The organism is Pelagibacterium xiamenense (assembly GCF_021166475.1).
GTDB classification, from domain to species: Bacteria; Pseudomonadota; Alphaproteobacteria; order Rhizobiales; family Devosiaceae; genus Pelagibacterium; species Pelagibacterium xiamenense.
The window spans coordinates 860,290-880,507 of the sequence record NZ_JAJOYS010000002.1 but is presented as its reverse complement, the minus strand read 5'-3'; the positions used below and the strand labels follow the sequence as shown (position 1 = coordinate 880,507).

Genomic DNA, 20,218 nt, shown 5'->3' with positions numbered 1-20,218 from the left:
TGGGTCTCCTGACCGGTAATTACCCTTACTCGAAATAGACCGGCATGCCGGCTTCAGTAAGCGCCGCTGCACGCGCGTCCATCCAGCGCTCTTCAAACCCTTCCGGGGAAAGATCCGTCAGACCTTCCCAGGCCTCAGCGAGAACCGACTGGCGTTCGACCAGCTGGTCGTTGTGCGCCTGCATCTCGTCCGTCCAGATGCCCCGTTCACTCCAGTAGCGAATGGCATCGTCATCGAACGGCAGAACCCATGTGAACAACTGGCGCTCGGCGATCCACCCGGCTGCGGTTGGCTCGGCGTTGGCGAACGCCTGGACCTGCTGATCAACCGCCTTGGTCATATTGTAAACCAGTTCGTCATCCTGGTTCTCATACGTCACCAGAACCGGGTAGGGGGCCGCCATACAGTGCAGGGGGTTCATCGGCGACAAGGTGGCGCCCACGGTTCCTTCGCGCTGTGCAAGATGGGGAGCGACCTCCTTGAGCCTTTCCCAGCCTTCCTCGTTGTCGAAGGGCATGTCGACCCAGTGCAGGCCCCTGGGGGATGCTGCGGCCTGTTCAACGATGCCACCGGTCGTGAGGCCCGTGGTGGCGTCGACCTGGCCGTCGATCAGCGCCTGCCATGCCTGGCCGTAGCCGGGCATCTCAACGAGAGTCACGTCATCGACTGTCAGACCGGCGAAGGCAAGGAAGGCCCGGATATTTGTCTGCAGCGCGGGGGCACCCAGAACCCAGGCGATGCGCTTTCCTGCGATGTCGTCCATGGACTGGATGCCGGCTTCTCCGGCCGTTCCGAGTGCCAGGCAATTGTCTGCGGACGCGCTCGAGAGCATGCGCAGCGGCTGGGGCCCCCATTCAGGTGTCGCGAACGCAGAGACGCCCTCGGCTGCAAAAAACACGTCGTTGCCGGCCGCGGCGAAGGGGATGCGGTTGTTGCGCACCGGAGCCAGCCTTGAAACGTCGTTGCCCGCAGGAATGACCCGCAGCGAGATGCCGTATGCGTTCTGCAAGGCCTGGCCGATGGCGACGGCCTGGTTATAGCCCGAGCTTCCGACGTCGAATGCGCTCCAGGCCAGCGTGTTGGGCAGATTGATATCGCCGTCCTGGGCGGCGGCACCGGAGACGCCTGCAAAAGCAAGTGTCGTGGCAAGAAGAGTTGAGCGAAGGTAATTTGTCATTGGATTGATCCTCCCTGAGTATGGGCCGCACGGGCCTATTGATCGAGCCCGAGAAGACGGGCGGAGTTGGTGCCGACAAGTTTTCTGATTTCGTCGGGCGAATATCCCAGTCCGAGGCAAAGCTTTATGGCCTGCCGCATGCCTTCGACGGGGCTGGGGTTGTCGACCTGGCCCAGATCCGAGCCGATCGAGGAGTTATCGACCCCTGCGGCATCGATCTGGCGCTTGAGTTCCTGGGGCGGGTAAACGTTGAAGCGGGAATCGACATAGAGGCATGCGGACTGTTCGAGTACAGCGCCCATCCCGGCGAGCTCCGCCATGTCGTCATAGGTGCAATGGAGGCCATACGAGGGGTGGTTGACCAGCAATTTTCCGACGCCGCGACGCTTGGCCTCATCAAAGAGTGGCCAGACCTCGGCAATGTGCAAGTGTCCCGACGACAGGATAACGTCGTGCTCTGCGATGATGTCGAGAATTTCCTTGACCACGTCGAGGAGCTGTCCGTTGGCATCGACGACGGTGATGCCGTAGGGCTTTTTAAGCTGCACAGTGCTCGCAAGACGGGCTTTGCGGTGGGTGTTGCGAATGTGGTTGGCCGCATGGGCGGTAGGCATCCAGATCAGCTTCGCACCCGATTTCACGTTGAAGTCGACCGCATAGGGGTTCAGTCCGCCCGGGGCGTTGTTGAGCACAAGCCCGCCAAACATTTTGACCCCATGGTGACCGAGCACGCGGTCCATGATGGGGATGAAGGGCGCGACTGAATAGTGGTGATCTTTGAAAAGCACGGCCCGCATGCCGGCTTGAGCGGCTTGCTCGACAGCCTGGAAGTGATCGAGCTGGCGAGGCATTGTCGAGGGGCCGGAGTGGACGTGGAGGTCGACCGCGCCCTGCATCAACTCATCCACGAGCGCTTCGTCCGCGCCCGCCATGATCTCTCGCGCTTCGTCCCGAAATGAAGTCTTGGTCATTGTGCTCGTCTCTCCCTGAGGGTGGGCGAATTTTCGAGGCAATGTCTCCGAAGAGGGGCAGAAGAGGCAAAGCAAATGCGTTATCGTTCCGCCAGATGGAACGGCAAGAAGGTGGATGGGATGTCAGTACGGTCGGTGGAAAGGGCGTTTCGCGTGCTGCAAGAGCTCAATCTGCAGCCGGTATCCTCCATCGCGCACCTGCATGCGCGGACGGGCCTGGCAAAGTCCACTCTTGTGCGGATCTTATCAACGCTCGAGCAAGCGGGCTATGTCGACAATGACCCGCGCCAGGGCGGCTACCAAGTGACGGCGTTGGTCGACTCGTTGAGTTCGGGGTATCATAAGGACCCGCTGGTGGTTGAAGCGGGACGGGCCTGGGCGGTTGCCCTAACGCGCGCGCATCAATGGCCGATCGCGATTGCCATATTCGATACCGACGCCGTTGTGGTCCGGTTTTCGACCGTGCCCGATAGCGCGATGTCGCCGTTCCACAAGACGGTCAATATGCGTCTGGGGCTTTTTTACCGGGGGTTGGGTCTGGCCTACCTTGCGTTTGCGCCTGACGAGCAGATCGAACTGACCATCGAAATGCTTTCGCACAGCCCTGACGCTGAGAATGAACTGGCGCGGGATCCAGACAGGCTTTGGTCGTTGATCAAGCGCGTCCGGAAGCAGGGCTTTGCAGAGCGTGCGGCACATGTTGAACCTAGTAATTCAAATACGCTGGCTGTGCCGGTATTCAACGAGCAGGGCCGTGTCGCCGCCAGTCTGGGGCTGACCTATTTCACATCCGCGTTTCGCAACCGGGCGGAGGCCGTGGACCGCTACCTTGAGGGTTTGCAGACCTCATCGCGCGAGATCACGTCAGAACTGGGCCGCTTATCCCTACAGTCTTAATCGCTTCTGCAACGGTCTTCGATGGAGAGATGGCAACCTCGGCTTCGCCGCTGCCAAGAGCGGCTTATGGACGCCGAATGTCGACTCTCTCCGTTTGTTGGCCAGAACCCGAAAGGCTGCGCGTTCGAGAATGCTAAATCCTTCGGACTATCACCGTATCCCGCAAGCCGAAGTTCGATGGCGTGAAGCCAATTCGATCTTGCGGCTAGGATGCCGAGATTAAGTGCGGGCCCGTGGCCGCCCCGTGCGGCTTCGTTTTGCAGTGGGGCAGGGCGCCACCGAATCACGTTCGACCAGTGTGCACGGGATCTGTATACGCATCGGAAAGACCGCGCCGTCGGTTTGCTGCAGCCGGTCGAGAATCAGGCGCACCGCGGCGACGCCGATTTCGTAACCCGGGGTGCGTACCGTTGTCAGCTGCGGCAAGATCTGTTTGGCTGCGGCGTGATCACCAAACCCGATCACCGAAATGTCCTCGGGTATCCGATACCCCCACGAAAGCAACTCTGACACTACGGTCACGGCCAATCCGTCGTGGGAACAGAAGAACGCTGTGGCGTCAAAGCCCTCGGGAAAACGGCGGCGCAGCACATTCTTGAAGCTGTCACCTTCCTCCCAATCGAGGTTGATGACTGACGCGTCCGGCTTGTCCTCTAGTCCTTCGCGCAGGCCGTGCAGGCGCTCGAGGCGACCGCGATAGCCGGGAATGCCCTGCACGTAGATGATTGTGCGGTGTCCCAGATTGTAAAGATAGTCCGCCACCGCGACGCCGGCGTCATGGTCTGTGCCTGCGACCCTGTCGACCTGCTCGAGCGGGTCCACCCAACCCAGCCTGACGATCGGAACGCCGGTCGCGTAGGCCCGCGCGAGGCTCTCCTTGCGGTGTGGGCCCACCAGCAGCAGGCCCGAACAGCGGGACGCGAAGACAGCAAGTTCCTCGGCGAAGTGTGTCCATTGGACACGCACGGGATATCCCTGCCTGTCTGCCTCGCGCTGCGTTCCGCTCTGTATCTGAAGGTGCAATTCGCTGTTGATGACGTCGGTATCGTCAAAGACGAGGCCGATCGGTTTGATGTCCTTGCGGGTGGTGCGGTTGTAGCCGAGCCTGTCGGCGGCCTCGAGCACGCGTGCCCGTGTCGCGTCGCTGACGCCGCTCTTGCCCGCCAGGGCGCGCGACACCGCGAATTTCGAAAGCCCTGTTTCCTCGGCGAGCGTTTGTAGCGTTATTTTTGGCATTCGGTTTGTCCCAAATGTGAACCCTTCAACTAACTGCGCTCCTAACTGCATGCAACAGGGAGCGGGAATCCATCAGGGAACGATCGCCTGGGTCCCGATCCAACCCGTCGTTCTTCGATAACAAAACATAACGCTTTACATAACAAAATACCGAAAATAGCAATAACAAACGCAGAAAATTTGGAGAGTTTTCTAGCGCACTCGGAGGAGGATAAAAATGCAACTTGATCGTAGAATGTTTCTGCTCGGCAGCACGGCGCTGGCTGGAAGCCTGATGGCCCCCGTTGCCCTGGGGCAGTCCGCGACGCCTGTTGAGAGTGAATCGCTGCGCGAGGCTGTCGAGGCCGGTGATCTGCCACCCATCAACGAGCGCCTGCCGGAAAACCCGCTGGTGGTGACGCCCCGCGAACGTCCCGGACAGCAGGGCGGCGACTGGAACCACGCGCTGGTGGGCGGCGGCTCGTTGTCCATGATGTTCCGCTACCAGGCCTATGAGCCGCTCGTGCGTTTTACCCCCGACTGGTCGGGCGTGACCCCGAACGTGGCCGAGAGCTACGAGGTCAACGACGACGCGACCGAATACACCTTCCACCTGCGCAAGGGTATGAAGTGGTCCGATGGCGAGCCGTTTACCACCGCCGATATCCAGTTCTGGTACGAGGACATCTTCCTCGACGAAAACGTCGCCATGGGCACGCAGGCCTTCTGGTATTCCGGCGGGGAGGTCGGCCAGCTTGAGGTCGTCGACGAGACGACATTCAAGGTGACTTTTGCCGAGCCGAACGGCTTCTTCGTTCAGCAGCTCGCCTGGGCCAACCAGGATCAGACTGTGCGTGCGCCCAAGCATTACCTCAGCCAGTTCCACGCCAAATACAACCCCGATGCCGACGCACTCGCCCGCGAACGCGGCATGGAAAGCTGGATCGCGCTATTCCAGAATGAATCCGGACTTGCCGAAGACAATACCTATTTCCAGAACGGTAACCGACCGACGCTGACCGCGTGGATGTTCGACATCGCCCCAGGCGAGAGCACAGAGCGGGTCGTTTCGGTCCGCAATCCCTACTATTTCAAGATCGATACCGAAGGCACCCAGCTGCCCTATTTCGACCGGATCGTCTATCAGATGGTTGCCGATCCGGAAGTTCTGCTGCTCAAGACGCTGCAGGGCGAGATCGACATGATGGACCAGTACATCGCCACGCCGACCAACAGACCGGTGCTGTTCGACGGGCGCGAAAGCGGCAATTACGAGTTCTACACGCTCAAAGAAACCGCCGCCAATGCCATGGTCTTCCAGCTCAATCTCAACCACACCGACCCGTTCAAGAACGAGCTGTTCAACACCCGCAGTTTCCGCGAGGCCATGTCGATCGCAATTGACCGTCAGGCGCTGATCGACTCGGTCTTTGTCGGTCAGTCCACACCGGCACAACCCTCGATCATCGAAAGCGACCCGCTCTATGTCGAGAGGTTGGCGAAACAGCACATCGAATACGATCCGGACCGGGCCGCCGCTCTTTTGGACGAGTTGCTGCCCGTGAAGGACGGTGAAGGCTATCGTCTCGATGAGAACGGCGACCGACTGACGATCATTTTCGAGATCGATCAGGCGCGTCCGACCTTCATCGATATGTTCCAGCTCGCTGTGCCCATGTTCCAACGGGTTGGCCTCGACGTGCAGATTCGCACCATGGACCGTTCGCTCTGGGAAACGCGCGTCCGCAACGGCCGCGAGTTCGATGCCACGGCGCACCAATTCGGCGCCAACAGCGGCATCGCGGCGATGCTCGACGCCCGTTATTTCGTGCCGCACACGTCGAACTCGCTCTATGCGCCGGGCTGGGCACTCTATTTCTCGGATCCGAACAATCCCGATGCCATCGAGCCGCCCGAGGACGTCAAGGCGCTCCAGGAGCGTTACAAGACGCTCCTGCAAACCGGCGATCAGGAGCGGCAGACCGCGATCATGCGCGAAATTCTGGAGACCGCTGCCGACCAGTTCCTGGTGTTCGGGGTGTGCCATCTGCCCGATGGCTACGGGGTGGTGAAGAACGCCATGGTCAACACCATGGACACCATGCCCAACTCATTCGGCTGGCCCACACCGGCCCCTTCGATGCCCGAGCAGTTCTTCAAAGCCTGACAGCGCTCCTCCCTGTGGCGCGTCCGCGCCGGCCCCAGCGGGGCCGGCGCACCCACCAACACATCTTGACCGGACGGTTCGATGCTCGACACGAAATCCACCACAAAACCCACATTGCGCACGAGCGACTGGTACAAGTCCGCGACGCGCTGGACGCAATTGACGCTCGCTGAAGACGACCCGATCCGGTTCGATCCCGAGCAATGGATCGACATTTTCCGGCGCACGCAATCGAACGCGGTCTGTTTGAGCGCAGGCGGGTACGTCGCCTATTACCCGAGCAAGGTGCCGCTGCACTATGTGAGCAAGTATATCGAGAACACCGACCCGTTCGGCCGGCTCGTCGAGGGGGCCCGCGCTCTCGACATGCACGTCATGGCCCGCGTCGATCCGCACGCCATCCATCAGGACGCAGCCGATGCGCACCCGGAATGGATCGCGGTTGACAAGGATGGCAATCCGCGCCGGCACTGGGCCTATCCCGACGTCTGGGTGACCTGCGCCTATGGCGATTACAACAACGTCTTCATGCTCGACGTCGTCAAGGAAATCACCCGCGATTACGACATCGACGCGGTCTTTGCCAATCGCTGGCAGGGACACGGCATCTGCTATTGCGATAGCTGCCGGAGCCGTTTCGGCGCCGAAACCGGCCATGAGCTTCCCACGACCACCGAGGTGGACGATCCTGCATGGCAGGCCTGGCAGGGCTGGCGGCGCAAGGTGTTGACCAATATGGTCATTTCCTGGGACGAGGCGGTCAAGGCGATCAAGCCCCATGCCAGCTTCATTCCCAATATGGGCGGCGCGTCGCTCATGGAATTCGACCTTGCGCTGATCGAAAAGCACTGCCCGTTCCTCGTCGTTGACCATCAGGGGCGGCGCGGACTAGAGCCCGTTTGGATGTCGGGGCGCAACGCCAAGCGCATGCGCGCCACGTTCCCCGAGCGGCCCACCATCTTGATTACCTCGGTCGGTCCCGAAGAGGAGCACCGCTGGAAGGATTCGGTAACCACTGGGCCCGAAATCCAGTCCTGGATGATGAACGGCGCCGCACACGGCATGTTGCCCTGGTTCACCAAATTCAACGGCGTTGTGCCCGACGAGCGCTGGATTGCACCGGTGGCCGACGCCTTCGCCGTCCATGCCGATCTCGAGCCGGTGCTCGCCCCAATGACGGCGACCGCCGAAATCGCGCTGATCGAGCCGAGCACGACCCTCAAGCAGTTCTCCCCCGAGGAGCGCCGCGTCATCGAGGCCGACGATCTTGGCTTTTACCATGCGCTTGTCGAGGCGGGCCTGCCGTTCGAGATGATCTCGGACGAGGCGATGACGGTTGAAAAGCTCAATAGGTTCAAGGTCGTCGTTCTGCCCAACGCGGTCTGCCTGTCCGACGCGCAATGCGCTGTCCTTTCGGACTACGTCGCTGCTGGCGGTAGTCTGATCGCGGCCTCGGAAACCGCGACCCGCACCCCCGACGGCAAGCGCCGCACGGAAATCGGTCTGGCGGACGCGCTCGGCGTTACCCTACGCGCACACGCGCGCGGTCCGGTCAAGAACACCTATGTCGAGCTCACCGACGCCCATCCCGTCAACGCGGGCTACGAGGGCGCCCGCCGCATCATCGGCGGCACGCGGCTTCTCGATGTCGCCGCGACCGGACAGGCAGAGACGCCCTTCCTGTTCGTGCCTGATTTTCCCGATCTGCCCATGGAGGAAGTCTATCCTCGCGAGGCCGCGCACGCCCCGGCCGTCATTCTTTCGGAAAACGCCGCCGGCGGCCGCACGGCCTACGTGCCCTGGAACCTGGGCGCCACGTTCTGGCAGGTGCTGGCAGCCGATCACGGGCGCCTGATCGACAATCTCGTGCGCTGGACGTTAAGGGATGAGCCTGCGATCAGCGTCGAGGGCCCTGGGGTCATGGACGTGGCGGCCCGGACCGGCGATAACGGTATGGCGGTCGTGTTGTTCAATCTCACCAATCCAATGATGATGAAGGGGCCGATCCGGTCCGTCGAACCCTCGGCGCCACAAACGGTCAACGTGCGGTTGCCCGATGGGATTGCCGGGGTAAACGCCCGTTTGCTGGTCTCTGGGGAGAAGGCCGATGCAGAACGGGTCGGCGCGGTGCTGCGCGTTCGCGTGCCCTCGGTCGAACTGCTCGAGGTCGTTCATCTGACCTGGGCCTAGCACCGGCTTTGTCAAATCGGGACCGGCGCGGCCGGGACCGGCCCACCAATACGGACTGACTCTGCCGGAGGAGGGCGGACCATGATCCGATACATCATCAAGCGGCTGCTCTACATGATCCCGACCCTGTTCGGCATGTCGCTGATCGCTTTTTTGATCATCCAGTTGCCGCCGGGCGACTACCTGACCTCGATGATCGCGTCGATGACCCAGAGCGGGCAGAACGTCGACCCTGCCCAGATCGCGCTTTTGCGCCGGATCTACGGATTCGACGATCCTATCTACGTTCAATATTGGAAGTGGATCACGGGGATCGTTACGCGAGGCGACTTCGGTCACTCCTTTGAGTGGAACCGGCCCGTCTCGGAACTGATCTGGGACCGCATGGGCGCCACGCTTTCTCTTTCCATCGCATCGCTCCTGTTCGTTTGGGCGGTTTCGATTCCGATCGGCATCTATTCGGCCGTCCGCCGTCATTCGATCAGCGATCACGTTTTCACCTTCTTCGGGTTTCTCGGGCTTGCGATCCCCAACTTCATTCTGGCGCTGACACTGATGTATGTCTCCTACAGGTTTCTGGGCCAAAGCGTGGGCGGGCTCTATTCGCCCGAATATACCGGCGCTCCGATGAGCTGGGGCAAATTGCTCGATCTTCTGGCGCATTTGTGGATTCCGGTCATCGTGATCGGCACCGCCGGTACGGCGAAGCTCATCCGCATCCTGCGCGCCAACCTTACTGACGAACTGCACAAGCCCTATGTCGTCACCGCACGCGCCAAGGGACTGCCCGAGCACAAGGTCATTCTCAAATATCCGGTCCGGATCGCGCTCAATCCGGTCGTCTCCGCGATCGGCTGGGTACTGCCCGAACTGGTATCGGGCATCACGATCACCGCAATCGTCCTGAATCTGCCGACAGCCGGGCCTCTGCTGCTGCGCGCGCTGATCTCCCAGGACATGTATCTGGCGGGGAGCTTCATCTTGCTCATGGGCGTCCTCACGCTCGTCGGCATGCTGATTTCCGACATCCTCCTCGCGCTTCTCGACCCGCGTATCAGGTTCCGGTGATGGCCATGAATAGAACAGTTCACATACAGGATGAGACCGGACCCGCAGTAACGCCACTCAAACCGGAGGGCGGCCGCGAGGAAATGGCTGCGGCGGGTCAGTGGAAGCTGATCTGGCACAAGTTCATCCGCAACAAGCTCGCGCTGGTCTCGGCTGCAATCATCATCGTTTTGTACCTTGTCGCAGCCTTCGCCGAATTCCTGGCGCCGGGCGATCCCTCGGCGTCGCGGCCGCAATATACCTACGCGCCGCCCCAGCCGATCGGGTTCTTCGTGGATGGCGGGGACGGCGAGAGCCGGTTCCTGCCCCACGTCAAGGGATACGCGGTCGAGGTCGATCCGGAATCGTATCGCCGGACCTTCGTGCCCGACGACGAGCAGATCGTACCGATCGGGTTCTTTGTCGAAGGCGCCCCCTACAAGTTCTGGGGGCTATTCGACATGAACATGCACCTGCTGGGGGCGCTCGATCCGACCCAGCCTATGTATCTTCTGGGAACGGACAGGCTGGGGCGGGACCTCTTGAGCCGGCTCATCTACGGCACCCGCGTCTCGATGTCGATCGGCCTGATCGGTGTGGGTATGAGCCTGGTTCTGGGCATCGTTCTGGGCAGTCTTTCGGGCTATTACGGCGGCTGGGTGGATACCGCGATCCAACGTTTGATCGAGGTCGTGAGCGCCATGCCCACAATTCCGCTCTGGCTGGGTCTGGCCGCCGCCATTCCACTCACCTGGTCGCCCCTGCAGGTCTATTTCATCATCACGCTGATCGTCTCGCTTCTGGGGTGGACCGGGCTGGCGCGCGAGGTGCGCGGGCGCTTCTTTGCGCTCAAGACCGAGGATTTCGTCACGGCTGCGCGGCTCGACGGCTCGCGGGAGCGGCGCCTGATCTTCCGGCATATCCTGCCCTCGCTCACAAGCCACATTCTGGCAGTCGTGACGCTGGCGATTCCCACCATGATCATCGCGGAAACGGCGCTTTCATTCCTCGGCATCGGGCTCAAACCGCCTGTCGTCTCCTGGGGTGTTCTGCTTCAGGACGCCCAGAACATCAGGACCGTTTCCAGCGCGCCGTGGCTTCTTGTCTGGCCCGCAGGCGCGGTGGTGGTAGCGGTGCTTTCCTTCAATTTCTTTGGTGACGGTCTGCGCGATGCCGCCGACCCCTACGAGTCCTGACCATGGCTGAAATATCTGCAATCGGCGAAACAGGGCAACGGCCTCATACCGGCGGGCCGGTGCTTTCTGTCGAAAATCTCAGCCTCGATTTCCCGCTTCGCACGCATATCCTGCACGCCGTGCGCGACGTCTCGTTCACTCTCGAACGCGGCAAGACGCTTTGCCTCGTGGGCGAGAGTGGATCGGGCAAGAGCGTCACGGCGCGCGCGCTCATGCGCATCGTCGACAAGCCCGGGCGGATTTCGGGCGGCACGGTGACACTTAACACCGATGGCAATCCGCTCGACGTCACGGCGCTTCCTGACGGCAGCAAGGAGATACTGAAGCTGCGCGGCGGCAAGATCGGGCTGATCTTTCAAGAACCGATGAGCTCGCTCTCGCCGGTTCACACGATCGGTTCGCAGATCATCGAGGTCCTGCGGCTTCATCGGGATATGAGCAAGGCCGAAGCGCGGGCCGAAACCATCGAACTCCTGCGACAGGTCGAAATCCCCAAACCCGAAGAGATGATTGACCGCTACACCTTCGAGTTCTCGGGCGGCATGCGCCAGCGTGCCATGATCGCCATGGCGCTCGCGTGCGATCCCGACATCCTGATCGCCGACGAGCCGACCACGGCGCTCGACGTGACGACGCAGGCTGACATTCTCGACCTCATCAAGCGCCTGCAGACCTCGCGTGGCATGGCGATGCTGCTGATTACCCACGATCTCGGCGTGGTTGCCGAGGTGGCCGACGAGGTTGCGGTGATGCGCTTCGGGCGGATTGTCGAAACGGGCGATGTCGACACGATCTTTCACGCGCCGCAGCACCCCTATACCAAACGTTTGCTCGCGGCGACGGTCAAGCTCGAGGAAGGCCGCAAGGCGGCCCAGGGCGGCCCGGCGGAGTGGAGCACTCCGATCCTCTCGGTGCGTGAGATGACGAAAGTCTATGGTGGCGGTACGAGCTGGTTCGGCAAGGTGCCTTCCGCGCTCAAGGCGGTCGATGGTGTGAGCTTCGATCTCCACGCAGGCGAAAACCTTGGCATTGTGGGCGAAAGCGGGTCGGGCAAGACAACTCTCGGCCGGCTGATCCTGCGGATCACTGAGCCCACCGAAGGCAAGATCACCTATCGGCCCGGACCGGGCGAGGAGATCGACGTACGGGCCCTGTCCAAGGACAAGCTGCGTGATTTTCACCGTCAGGTGCGGCTGGTCTTTCAGGACCCGTTTGCGTCGCTCAACCCGCGCATGACCGTCAAACAGGTGATCGCCGATCCGCTCGTCGTCACCGGAGGCATGAGCGGCAAGGCCATCGAGGACAAGGTCGCGCATTTTCTCGAACTTGTGGGTCTCGACCCGCTCGCCATGGAGCGTTACCCGCACGCTTTTTCCGGCGGTCAGCGCCAGCGTATCGGCATCGCGCGCGCTTTGGCGCTCGATCCCAAGATCATCGTTGCGGACGAGGCGACCTCGGCGCTCGACGGATCGATCCGCTCCCAGATTCTCGATCTGTTGCTCGACATCCAGCGCCAGCTGGACCTGAGCTACATTTTCATCTCCCACGACATCTCGACGGTCCGCTATTTCTGCGACCGCGTGGCGGTGATGCATAAGGGCAAGATCGTCGAACTCGATGCGGCAGAAAAGATCTGCACCGCGCCGGAGATGGCTTACACCAAGAGCCTTATCTCCGCTGTGCCGAGCCCCGATCCGCGCCACAAGCGCATGCTGCACCGCCACCGTTTCCAAGCCTAAAAGGAGGTTCTCGTGCCCAAATTCGCGGCCAACCTTTCGTTTCTTTATTCCGAGCACGACTTTCTCGACCGCTTCGGTGCCGCGGCGGCGGACGGCTTTTCCGCGGTCGAATACATGAGCCCTTACGACGTTCCCGCCGGCGACATCGCCGAACAACTCGCCAAACACGATCTGACACAAGCGCTCTTTAACGTGCCTTCGGGCGACTGGGCCGGGGGCGAGCGCGGCATCGCCTGTTTGCCGGACCGGGTGACCGAATTCCGTCAGGGCGTCGACAAGGCAATTGCCTATGCTGGCGTACTCGGGTGTCGGAAGATCAATTGCCTGGCCGGGCTCGCACCGGCAGGCGCCGATCCCGCCACGCTCGAGGAGACGCTTGTCGACAACCTGCGCTACGCCGCGCCCCGGATGGCGGAGGCGGGCATCATGCTCTTGCTCGAACCGGTCAATACAGCCGACGTGCAGGGCTTTTTCGTCTCGCGGACCGACCACGCCTTGCGGATACTCGATGCCGTCGGAGCGGACAACGCTTTCCTGCAATACGACGTCTATCACGCTCAGGTCATGCAGGGTGATCTCGTTGCGACCTTCGCCCGGCACAAGGATAGAATCGGCCACGTTCAGATCGCCGACAATCCCGGGCGCAACGAGCCCGGCACCGGCGAAATCAACTACGGGTTCGTGCTCTCCGAACTCGACCGGATCGGCTACGACGGTTTTGTGGGGTGTGAGTACAAACCCCGCGGCAAGACCAGCGACGGTCTGGGCTGGATGAAACCCTATATCTAAGGAGTGGTGCAGCGATGAAAATCGGATTTATCGGACTTGGCGTCATGGGGCTTCCCATGGCCGGACATTTGATCGATGCAGGCCACGAGCTGTTTCTCCATCGGGTCAAACCCAAGAGCCAGGAATTAGTCGAGAAGGGCGGCAAGGCGCTCGAAAGCCCGCGCGCGGTAGCCGAGGCGGCTGATGTGGTGATCCTCATGGTGCCCGACACCCCTGACGTCGAGGCGGTCCTGTTCGGGCCCGACGGTGTGGCGGAAGGCCTAGGCGCCGGCAAGATGGTGATCGACATGAGTTCGATTTCTCCGGTTGCCACCAAGGACTTTGCCGCACGCATCGAGGCCCTGGACTGTTCCTATGTCGACGCTCCGGTATCCGGCGGCGAGGTGGGGGCCCGCAACGCTGCGCTCACCATCATGGTCGGTGCGCGCGAAGACGCATTCGCCCGTGCAAAGCCGTTGTTTGAGATCATGGGGAAGACCATCACCCATGTCGGCCCGGTGGGCGACGGACAGACCGCCAAGGTTGCCAATCAGATCATCGTCGGTCTCACCATCGAAGCGGTGGCCGAAGGTCTCGTCTTTGCCCAAAAGGCGGGCGCCGACCCCGCGCGCGTGCGCGAGGCGCTCCTGGGCGGCTTCGCCGGCTCGACGATCATGAAGATTCATGGCGAGCGTATGATCGAGCGGACCTTTGACCCCGGGTTCAGAATAAAGCTGCACCGCAAAGACATGGCACTTGCAGTCGATTCTGCGCGGCAGCTGGGCCTTGCCTTGCCCAACGCGGCGGCGGTCGAGCAATTGATGAACGCGGCGATCGCACGCGGCGACGGCGACCGGGATCACTCGGCGCTCTATCTCACCCTCGAGGCCCTCGCGGGCAACAGCTAAACCGAGGACCGGTGCCCCGCGCGACCGTTGTTTCCGGCACATGCCTGCCGGGAACGCGGGTGAGGTGTGGCCGGTGACCCGCCAAAACGGAGTTCAGCACATGGCGAAGATCGATATGCAGGTGCCATTCGGCGCTGTCTATTTCCGCAAATCCAACCCTCCTCGGGAGGACTGGGAGCGCGATTACGCGGTTGCCGCCGAAGACGGGATTAACGTCTTCCGTCACTGGTTCATGTGGAGCGCCATCGAGCGCCGACCCGGCGAATACGACTGGGAAGAATACGACCGGCAGCTCGATCTCGCTGCCGCTAACGGCATCAAGACGATCATCGCGGAACTGACCCATACCGTGCCCGACTGGGCCTATCGGAAATTCGCCCACGCCCGCCAGATGAAGGCCGACGGCACCGCCTTGTCCTCGATTATGGGTGTCTCGGCCGCAACCGGCGGGTTTGCTCCCAATGGGGGCGGGGCGGGTGCGCTAACGCTCAACTGCCCTGAGGTCAAACAGGCCGCGGGCGGTTTCCTTACCGCGCTTGCCGAGCGCTACAAGGGGCACCCAGGGCTTCTGGGGTACGATGTCTGGAACGAGTGCAACTATTCCCCGCTCGTCGATTACAATCCCCACACCAAGGCCGCGTTCCGCGAGTGGCTGCGCGAGAAATACGGTGACCTCGATACGCTGGCGCGCGCCTGGTATCGCTATTCCTATGCTGAATGGGACGATATCGAACCCCCGGTCCAGACCGCGCCCTATCCAGAATGTCTCGACTGGCTCGCCTTCAAGCGCGATAACTACTACGGCCAAATGCAATGGCGCATCGATACGATCCGCGCCGTTGATTCCGAGTGCCTGATCGCCGCGCATGGCGTTGCCGGGGCCATACCCGATATGGCCGCGCGCGGCAGCGATGACTGGCTCGCCGCTTCCAAGGTCGAAGTCTATGGCTACACCTGGATTCAGGCGCGCAAGGGCAACCAGGCCTGGCGCAGCTTCTATGCCGCCGATCTCAACCGCGCCGCCGCGCGGGGCAAGCCGTTCTGGCACGCCGAGCGCCAGGGCGGCCCGCTCTGGATGCAACCGCAGGTCGTGGGCCGCGACAAGGAGGACGGACGCGTCGCCGAGCCCGAGGATGTCCGCGTGTGGACGCTAACCTCGTTTGCCGGCGGCGCTCGGGGCGTGCTCAATCTGCGCTATCGCCCCTTGCTCGACGGCCCGCTCTTTGGCGCCTTTGGGTCCTACGGCATGGACGGTGCGCGCACCCCGCGCTCGGACGCCGCCAGCGCGATAGCCAAATGGGCCAACCATCCCGACCAGTCAGCGCTCATGGCCGCCAGCCCCGTTAGAGGCGACATTGGGATCGTTGTCGCGCCTGAAACACAGCAATGGGATTATCTTCTGAGCCATGAAGGTGGCTACGACACCTATGCAGCGGCCATGTGGGGCGCCTATCGCGGCTTTTTCGACAACAACATTCAGGCAGACTGGGTACATATCGACGACATCGCTGCCTATGAGACCCTTTATTTCCCGTATCCGATCATGCTCACCGCCGAACACGCCCGCCAACTGACCGACTGGGTGAACAAGGGCGGGCGGCTGATCTGCGAGGCCTGTCCGGGCTATTTCGGTGATCGCGGGCGGGCTGGCACGGTCCAGCCCAATCTGGGTCTCGATGCGGTCTTTGGGGTCAAGGAAGATACTGTCGAGTTCATGCCGGACATCGGCGACCGGATACGGTTCGACTACGAGGGGGCGCAAATCCAGGGTGGCGGGTTCCTCCAGTCCTATTCCGGATGTGAGGGCCGCGAGCGTGGCTGGTTCGCCGATGGCCGTGTTGCCGCCGCGGAGAACCGGTTCGGTGCGGGGCACACCCTCTTATTGGGAACGCACCCCTCGGTGGGCTACTACCGGACCCAAAGCGAAGCCGGGCGTCAGTTTTTTGCGCAGATGCTCGAATGGGCCGGGCGGCCTGCAAGGGTGTCGAGCACTAACAATAACGTCCAGGCGCGTGTACACTCGGACGGAAAATCCTCCTACCTTTGGATCGTCAACTCGACGCGGCAGCCGCAAAGTGGCCGGATCGCACTTGGGGACGGTTCGGCCAGGTTTGGCCGAATCTTCTGGGGCGCGAGCGACGCTCTTGATGGCATGCGCTTCACCGTGCCGCCGCGCGACGCTATCGTGGCCGAGATTGCCGACTGATCCGCAAGGCGACATGGTGCGCGTCTAACTCGTGGTGTTGCACGGGTCGCATGTGGAAATGGCTTACCGATTTTCCCGTGTGTTTACCTTGAGCTACGAAGCGCATTTTCGACGAACCTTGGTCGGCTGCAAAGAGTGGCGGCAATACTGACAGTTTATCCCTTCCCGACCAGAACCGGACGGGCCACTGTCGGCCTCAAATGCTCTGCGGCCCTAAAGAAGTAAGGTGCCGCAGACGGGTTTGCCGGTGCTGGCGGTTTGCTGCACCGCCGCGTCAGTGCTCAGCAGGGCTGGCTGGTCCGTCAGTCCTATGGTGCGGCGGAGCGAGGTAGCGATCGGCCGAGGCGGGATGTCGGCGTCTTCGCTGTCCCGCGTCGATGCCTGCTTGCGCGATGGGAGCAGAGGCAAGCAAGTGTCGTTCGTCGGCCGGGGACAGGGGGCCAAACGGCCTACGTGCCGGCAAGCCGTCGGATCCGATCAAGTGTTTCGGACGGCAATTCCCCGTACAGAAAGCGATATTGCTGCGAAAACCTTCCCAGGTGCCCAAAGTCTTGCGTCATTGCTGCACGTGTAATTCCGTGCTCGTGGAACCGTCTGTCCCACAATTCTTTGCGCACGTGTCCGAGGCGGAAAGCGAGAATTAATTCGAACGGACTTATGCCGAATATGGACCGAACGGCATAGTGAAGGGCGCGGGGCGTCACGCCGAGTTCGGAGGCAATATCGGTCACGGAGACCTTTTGTCCAAATCGGTTCTCAATGTGCCGAACCACCTTCTGCGCTAACCCGTAGCCCGATGCCAAGGGCCGGCGGTCCGGATCTTTTCGCACGGACTGTCCTATTCCGAGTGCTTCGCCAAGGGCACTCAACACCGCAAATCGAAGCCAGCTATCCTTGGCCCCGCCGGCTTCGAAGGCTGCGGCGGCAAGGCGTTTGAAAACCCCGATCAGTGTACTGGTCAATGGAATCGTTGTTCTTCCGGGCCCGGTCGCAGAACCGTGGGGTGGTCGTAACCCCTCGGCGGAAAACACCGACAACCGCCCGGTCATCTCAATCGCGTGCCATGGGCTGGCGAGCACGCTGCGATATGCTTGTCCTGGCGCCAACATCGTCAGATGTCCCCCGGCGACATCCATGCCGCAGAATACCGCCGGGGAAAGGTTGACCACAAAGCTGATCCATCCGGGCTCCATACGAGTATGGTCTATGACCTTACGGTTTACATGGACGTCGGAGAATATTACGCCGTCGAGGTCTCTGCTGCGCATGCGGATGTGCAGTTGACCCGGTTCAATCTGTACGGGCGCTGTGTTCCGACCACGCAAGTTTTCGCGTAAATCGTCGATATCGCGAAAACCGAAGAAAAATGTGTCTCCCACCGGTCTGCTATGCCCCCAAATGATGGTCGTCTATACGACGACTTCCGATAACGGATAGCGAGAGGAAACCAGGCGGCTAAGATACCTGATTGAAATTAAAGGTAAATAATTTCTAAGATGTGGGGACTTAGAGCGGCGATACCCATGGCTGAATACAATCGATCCATTTACGCGTCTGCCCCTGCAGATACAGGGCGCTACGTTCTGCACGGAGCCTGACGCCGGTGCGCATTCGGCGGTCTTCCGGCCGTGCCGCGAGGAGTGTTTGCGCGCTGTCCCCGATGTCGCGCATTTTGCGAATCATTGTCCCGTTCTTCATTGCCGTCGCCGTATCGCTTGCTCCGACTGCCGCCGTGCATGGGCAAGTCCAACGCAGCTTCATCAACACCAGCTTCGAAGAGCCGGTGCTGCCAAGCGCCAATTGCTTTACCATCCGTGAATCCAGTCTCGTTCCAGCGTGGGAGACGACCGAGCCCACCTGGAACGGTGCATGGCATGCCGGTACTCACGGCACCTGCGGTGGTCACAAGGCGGCTCCGCCGGTCGAGAGCCCCATCCAGATGTTCCGCAATGCCGAAGGCATAACTGCTCCTGACGGCCACCAATGGGCCGAACTCAACGCGTATACTGGCGGGCGGCGGCTTTACCAGGAAGTTTGCATGGTCACCGGAGAGCAGGTGCAGTGGAGTCTCTTTCACCGCGGCCGTATCAACACGGACCTCTTCCGCTTCAATATCGGTACTGACCCAAGCGGCGCGGGCGCCACGACCATATTCGATGCCCGTACCAACACGGCAGGCTCCGGATTGATCGAGGCGACCGGCCTCGGAACTGTCAATCTCGAAAACCAGGCCGACGGCACGACCTGGGCCCGCTATTCCGGCACCTTTACCTGGAACCAGAACGGCCTCACGACGATCGGCTTCCAGTCGCGCGAAGCCGGCAGTGTAGGCAATATTCTCGACGATATTGATGTCAGGCTCACGCCCTATATCGAGTTTCAGCCGGGCTCGTCATCAGGAGCCGAAGAGATCGCGACGGCGAACATTCCAGCGATCCGGCTGGCTGGCACGCTCGACAGTCCAGTGACGGTGCAGATCACGATCACCGGCGGCACGGCGGTGCTCGGCGCCGACTTTACCACGCCGAGCGGCACCAATGTGTTTGCCATCACGGTGCCGGCCGGTGAGCACGACGCGACCCAGCCCATTCCGCTGGGCATCAGTATTGTCGATGATGACGATGCCGAGAGCGACGAAACCATCGAAATACGGATCGAGGAGGATCCGGCCAACTATACGATCTCGGGAACCCAAGCCTGCGGCGCCGTGCCCAATGTCAGCAGCACCTACACCATCCTCGACAATGAGGACCCCTTTACGGTCGAGAAGGTCGCTTTGCTGCGGGTTGTTCGGCGGGGCGAGGAGGTTCCATTTCTCATCACAGCGACCAACGCTGCGCCCGACGAGCGGGATGGGTTGACAGTCACCGAGATGGTCCCGCAAGGCTTCCGTTTCGTCGAGGGCTCGGCAACCATCGACGGCAATCCGGCGACCCCGACGATTTCCGGCGACGCTGTCAGCTTCGAAAACCTCTCGGTGCCAGGCAACAGCCAGCTCGAAATCCGCCTGCGTCTGCTGGTGCTCAGTACCGCAGAACCGGGCGAGCACAGGAATTCCGTGCAGGTCATCGAGGAGCCCGATACGCCCGTGACGCCGGTTGTCACCGCGCCATTTACCGTGCTGGCCGATCCGGTGTTCGAGTGCGGCGACGTGATCGGCAAGGTCTTCGATGATGTCAACCGTAACGGCTATCAGGACGAAGGTGAATTAGGGCTGCCCGGGGTGCGGCTGGCATCGGTGGAAGGGTGGCTCATCACCACCGATCAACATGGCCGGTTCCACGTCGCGTGCGCGCTTTTGCCCGATCATCGCATCGGCTCGAACTTCATCCTCAAGCTCGACACGCGCACCCTGCCGACGGGCTATCGGGTGACCACGGAGAACCCGCGCGTGGTGCGGCTCACGGCGGGCAAGATGACCGAACTGAATTTCGGTGCGGCGATCGGGCGCGTGGTGCGGCTCGATCTCGAGGACGGCGCGTTCGTGCCCGGTTCGACCGCGCTCGCGCCGCAATGGGACGAGGGGATCGACCAGCTCGTCGGGCTCCTGGCTGAGGAACATTCGGTCCTGCGTTTGTCCTATGTCACCGCGGGCGGCGACACCGATATCGCACAAGCACGTCTGCGCGAGACGGCGGCGCTCATCCGCGAGCGCTGGAGCGCCTTTGCGGAGCTGTACAGACTTGAAATCGAAATGCGCGTGGAGGCGTCGCGATGAGGGGGGCAGGGCGCCTTGC

The 20,218-nt window shown here is 61.6% G+C and carries 14 protein-coding genes; 10 read left to right on the top strand and 4 right to left on the bottom strand.

Translation table 11 applies throughout. The features are described 5' to 3' along the window. Window positions 1-25: 25 nt before the first annotated feature. Window positions 26-1,177, bottom strand: a complete 1,152-nt coding sequence (locus tag LSG43_RS12105; protein WP_231804438.1) for a TAXI family TRAP transporter solute-binding subunit — start codon at window positions 1,175-1,177, stop codon at window positions 26-28. 35 nt (window positions 1,178-1,212) lie between these two features. Further along, complete coding sequence (locus LSG43_RS12100; RefSeq protein WP_231804436.1) at window positions 1,213-2,148, bottom strand: DUF6282 family protein; 936 nt, start codon at window positions 2,146-2,148, stop codon at window positions 1,213-1,215. Window positions 2,149-2,223: 75 nt separating this feature from the next. On the opposite strand from LSG43_RS12100, the gene LSG43_RS12095 reads away from it, so the two are divergent. Beyond that, entirely contained in the window at window positions 2,224-3,045 is an 822-nt protein-coding gene (locus LSG43_RS12095) for a helix-turn-helix domain-containing protein (RefSeq protein WP_231804434.1), read from the top strand. A 219-nt stretch (window positions 3,046-3,264) separates the two neighbouring features. Here LSG43_RS12095 and LSG43_RS12090 read toward each other — a convergent pair whose 3' ends face one another. Beyond that, complete coding sequence (locus tag LSG43_RS12090; RefSeq protein ID WP_231804432.1) at window positions 3,265-4,281, bottom strand: LacI family DNA-binding transcriptional regulator; 1,017 nt, start codon at window positions 4,279-4,281, stop codon at window positions 3,265-3,267. Window positions 4,282-4,498: 217 nt separating this feature from the next. Between LSG43_RS12090 and LSG43_RS12085 the strand changes: the two genes are divergently transcribed. The 8 genes from LSG43_RS12085 to LSG43_RS12050 all read left to right on the top strand — a co-directional run bounded on the left by LSG43_RS12085 (window position 4,499) and on the right by LSG43_RS12050 (window position 16,481). Continuing rightward, the gene (locus LSG43_RS12085; protein WP_231804430.1) at window positions 4,499-6,427 is read left to right on the top strand and encodes an ABC transporter substrate-binding protein; all 1,929 of its coding nucleotides are present in this window, start codon (window positions 4,499-4,501) and stop codon (window positions 6,425-6,427) included. Between the two features lie 81 nt (window positions 6,428-6,508). Further along, window positions 6,509-8,617, top strand: a complete 2,109-nt coding sequence (locus LSG43_RS12080; RefSeq protein WP_231804428.1) for a family 10 glycosylhydrolase — start codon at window positions 6,509-6,511, stop codon at window positions 8,615-8,617. Window positions 8,618-8,698: 81 nt separating this feature from the next. Next, window positions 8,699-9,685, top strand: a complete 987-nt coding sequence (locus LSG43_RS12075; RefSeq protein ID WP_231804426.1) for an ABC transporter permease — start codon at window positions 8,699-8,701, stop codon at window positions 9,683-9,685. A 5-nt stretch (window positions 9,686-9,690) separates the two neighbouring features. Beyond that, window positions 9,691-10,860, top strand: a complete 1,170-nt coding sequence (locus LSG43_RS12070) for an ABC transporter permease (protein ID WP_231804424.1) — start codon at window positions 9,691-9,693, stop codon at window positions 10,858-10,860. Window positions 10,861-10,862: 2 nt separating this feature from the next. Next, the gene (locus LSG43_RS12065) at window positions 10,863-12,599 is read left to right on the top strand and encodes an ABC transporter ATP-binding protein (protein ID WP_231804422.1); all 1,737 of its coding nucleotides are present in this window, start codon (window positions 10,863-10,865) and stop codon (window positions 12,597-12,599) included. Window positions 12,600-12,611: 12 nt separating this feature from the next. Beyond that, window positions 12,612-13,388: a hydroxypyruvate isomerase gene (hyi, locus tag LSG43_RS12060; RefSeq protein ID WP_231804421.1), complete on the top strand. Its 777-nt coding sequence runs from the start codon at window positions 12,612-12,614 to the stop codon at window positions 13,386-13,388. A 14-nt stretch (window positions 13,389-13,402) separates the two neighbouring features. Further along, window positions 13,403-14,275, top strand: coding sequence for a 2-hydroxy-3-oxopropionate reductase (locus tag LSG43_RS12055; RefSeq protein WP_231804420.1), 873 nt, complete (start codon window positions 13,403-13,405; stop codon window positions 14,273-14,275). 100 nt (window positions 14,276-14,375) lie between these two features. Further along, entirely contained in the window at window positions 14,376-16,481 is a 2,106-nt protein-coding gene (locus LSG43_RS12050; protein WP_231804419.1) for a beta-galactosidase, read from the top strand. 449 nt (window positions 16,482-16,930) lie between these two features. On the opposite strand, the gene LSG43_RS16645 is transcribed toward LSG43_RS12050, so the two are convergent. After that, entirely contained in the window at window positions 16,931-17,860 is a 930-nt protein-coding gene (locus LSG43_RS16645; protein WP_231804417.1) for a helix-turn-helix domain-containing protein, read from the bottom strand. 293 nt (window positions 17,861-18,153) lie between these two features. Here LSG43_RS16645 and LSG43_RS12040 point away from each other — a divergent pair, with 293 nt between their 5' ends. After that, window positions 18,154-20,199 carry a Calx-beta domain-containing protein gene (locus LSG43_RS12040; RefSeq protein WP_231804416.1) on the top strand — a complete coding sequence of 682 codons (2,046 nt, stop codon included), beginning with the start codon at window positions 18,154-18,156 and terminating at the stop codon, window positions 20,197-20,199. The last annotated feature ends 19 nt before the right edge of the window (window positions 20,200-20,218 follow it).

Coding starts and splice junctions, on each gene's coding strand:
- LSG43_RS12065 (WP_231804422.1), top strand. CDS start 10,863: ATGGCTGAAATATCTGCAATCGGCGAAACAGGGCAACGGCCTCATACC.
- LSG43_RS12085 (WP_231804430.1), top strand. CDS start 4,499: ATGCAACTTGATCGTAGAATGTTTCTGCTCGGCAGCACGGCGCTGGCT.
- LSG43_RS12080 (WP_231804428.1), top strand. CDS start 6,509: ATGCTCGACACGAAATCCACCACAAAACCCACATTGCGCACGAGCGAC.
- LSG43_RS12075 (WP_231804426.1), top strand. CDS start 8,699: ATGATCCGATACATCATCAAGCGGCTGCTCTACATGATCCCGACCCTG.
- LSG43_RS12100 (WP_231804436.1), bottom strand. CDS start 2,148: ATGACCAAGACTTCATTTCGGGACGAAGCGCGAGAGATCATGGCGGGC.
- LSG43_RS12070 (WP_231804424.1), top strand. CDS start 9,691: ATGAATAGAACAGTTCACATACAGGATGAGACCGGACCCGCAGTAACG.
- LSG43_RS12095 (WP_231804434.1), top strand. CDS start 2,224: ATGCGTTATCGTTCCGCCAGATGGAACGGCAAGAAGGTGGATGGGATG.
- LSG43_RS12105 (WP_231804438.1), bottom strand. CDS start 1,177: ATGACAAATTACCTTCGCTCAACTCTTCTTGCCACGACACTTGCTTTT.
- LSG43_RS12055 (WP_231804420.1), top strand. CDS start 13,403: ATGAAAATCGGATTTATCGGACTTGGCGTCATGGGGCTTCCCATGGCC.
- LSG43_RS12090 (WP_231804432.1), bottom strand. CDS start 4,281: ATGCCAAAAATAACGCTACAAACGCTCGCCGAGGAAACAGGGCTTTCG.
- LSG43_RS12050 (WP_231804419.1), top strand. CDS start 14,376: ATGGCGAAGATCGATATGCAGGTGCCATTCGGCGCTGTCTATTTCCGC.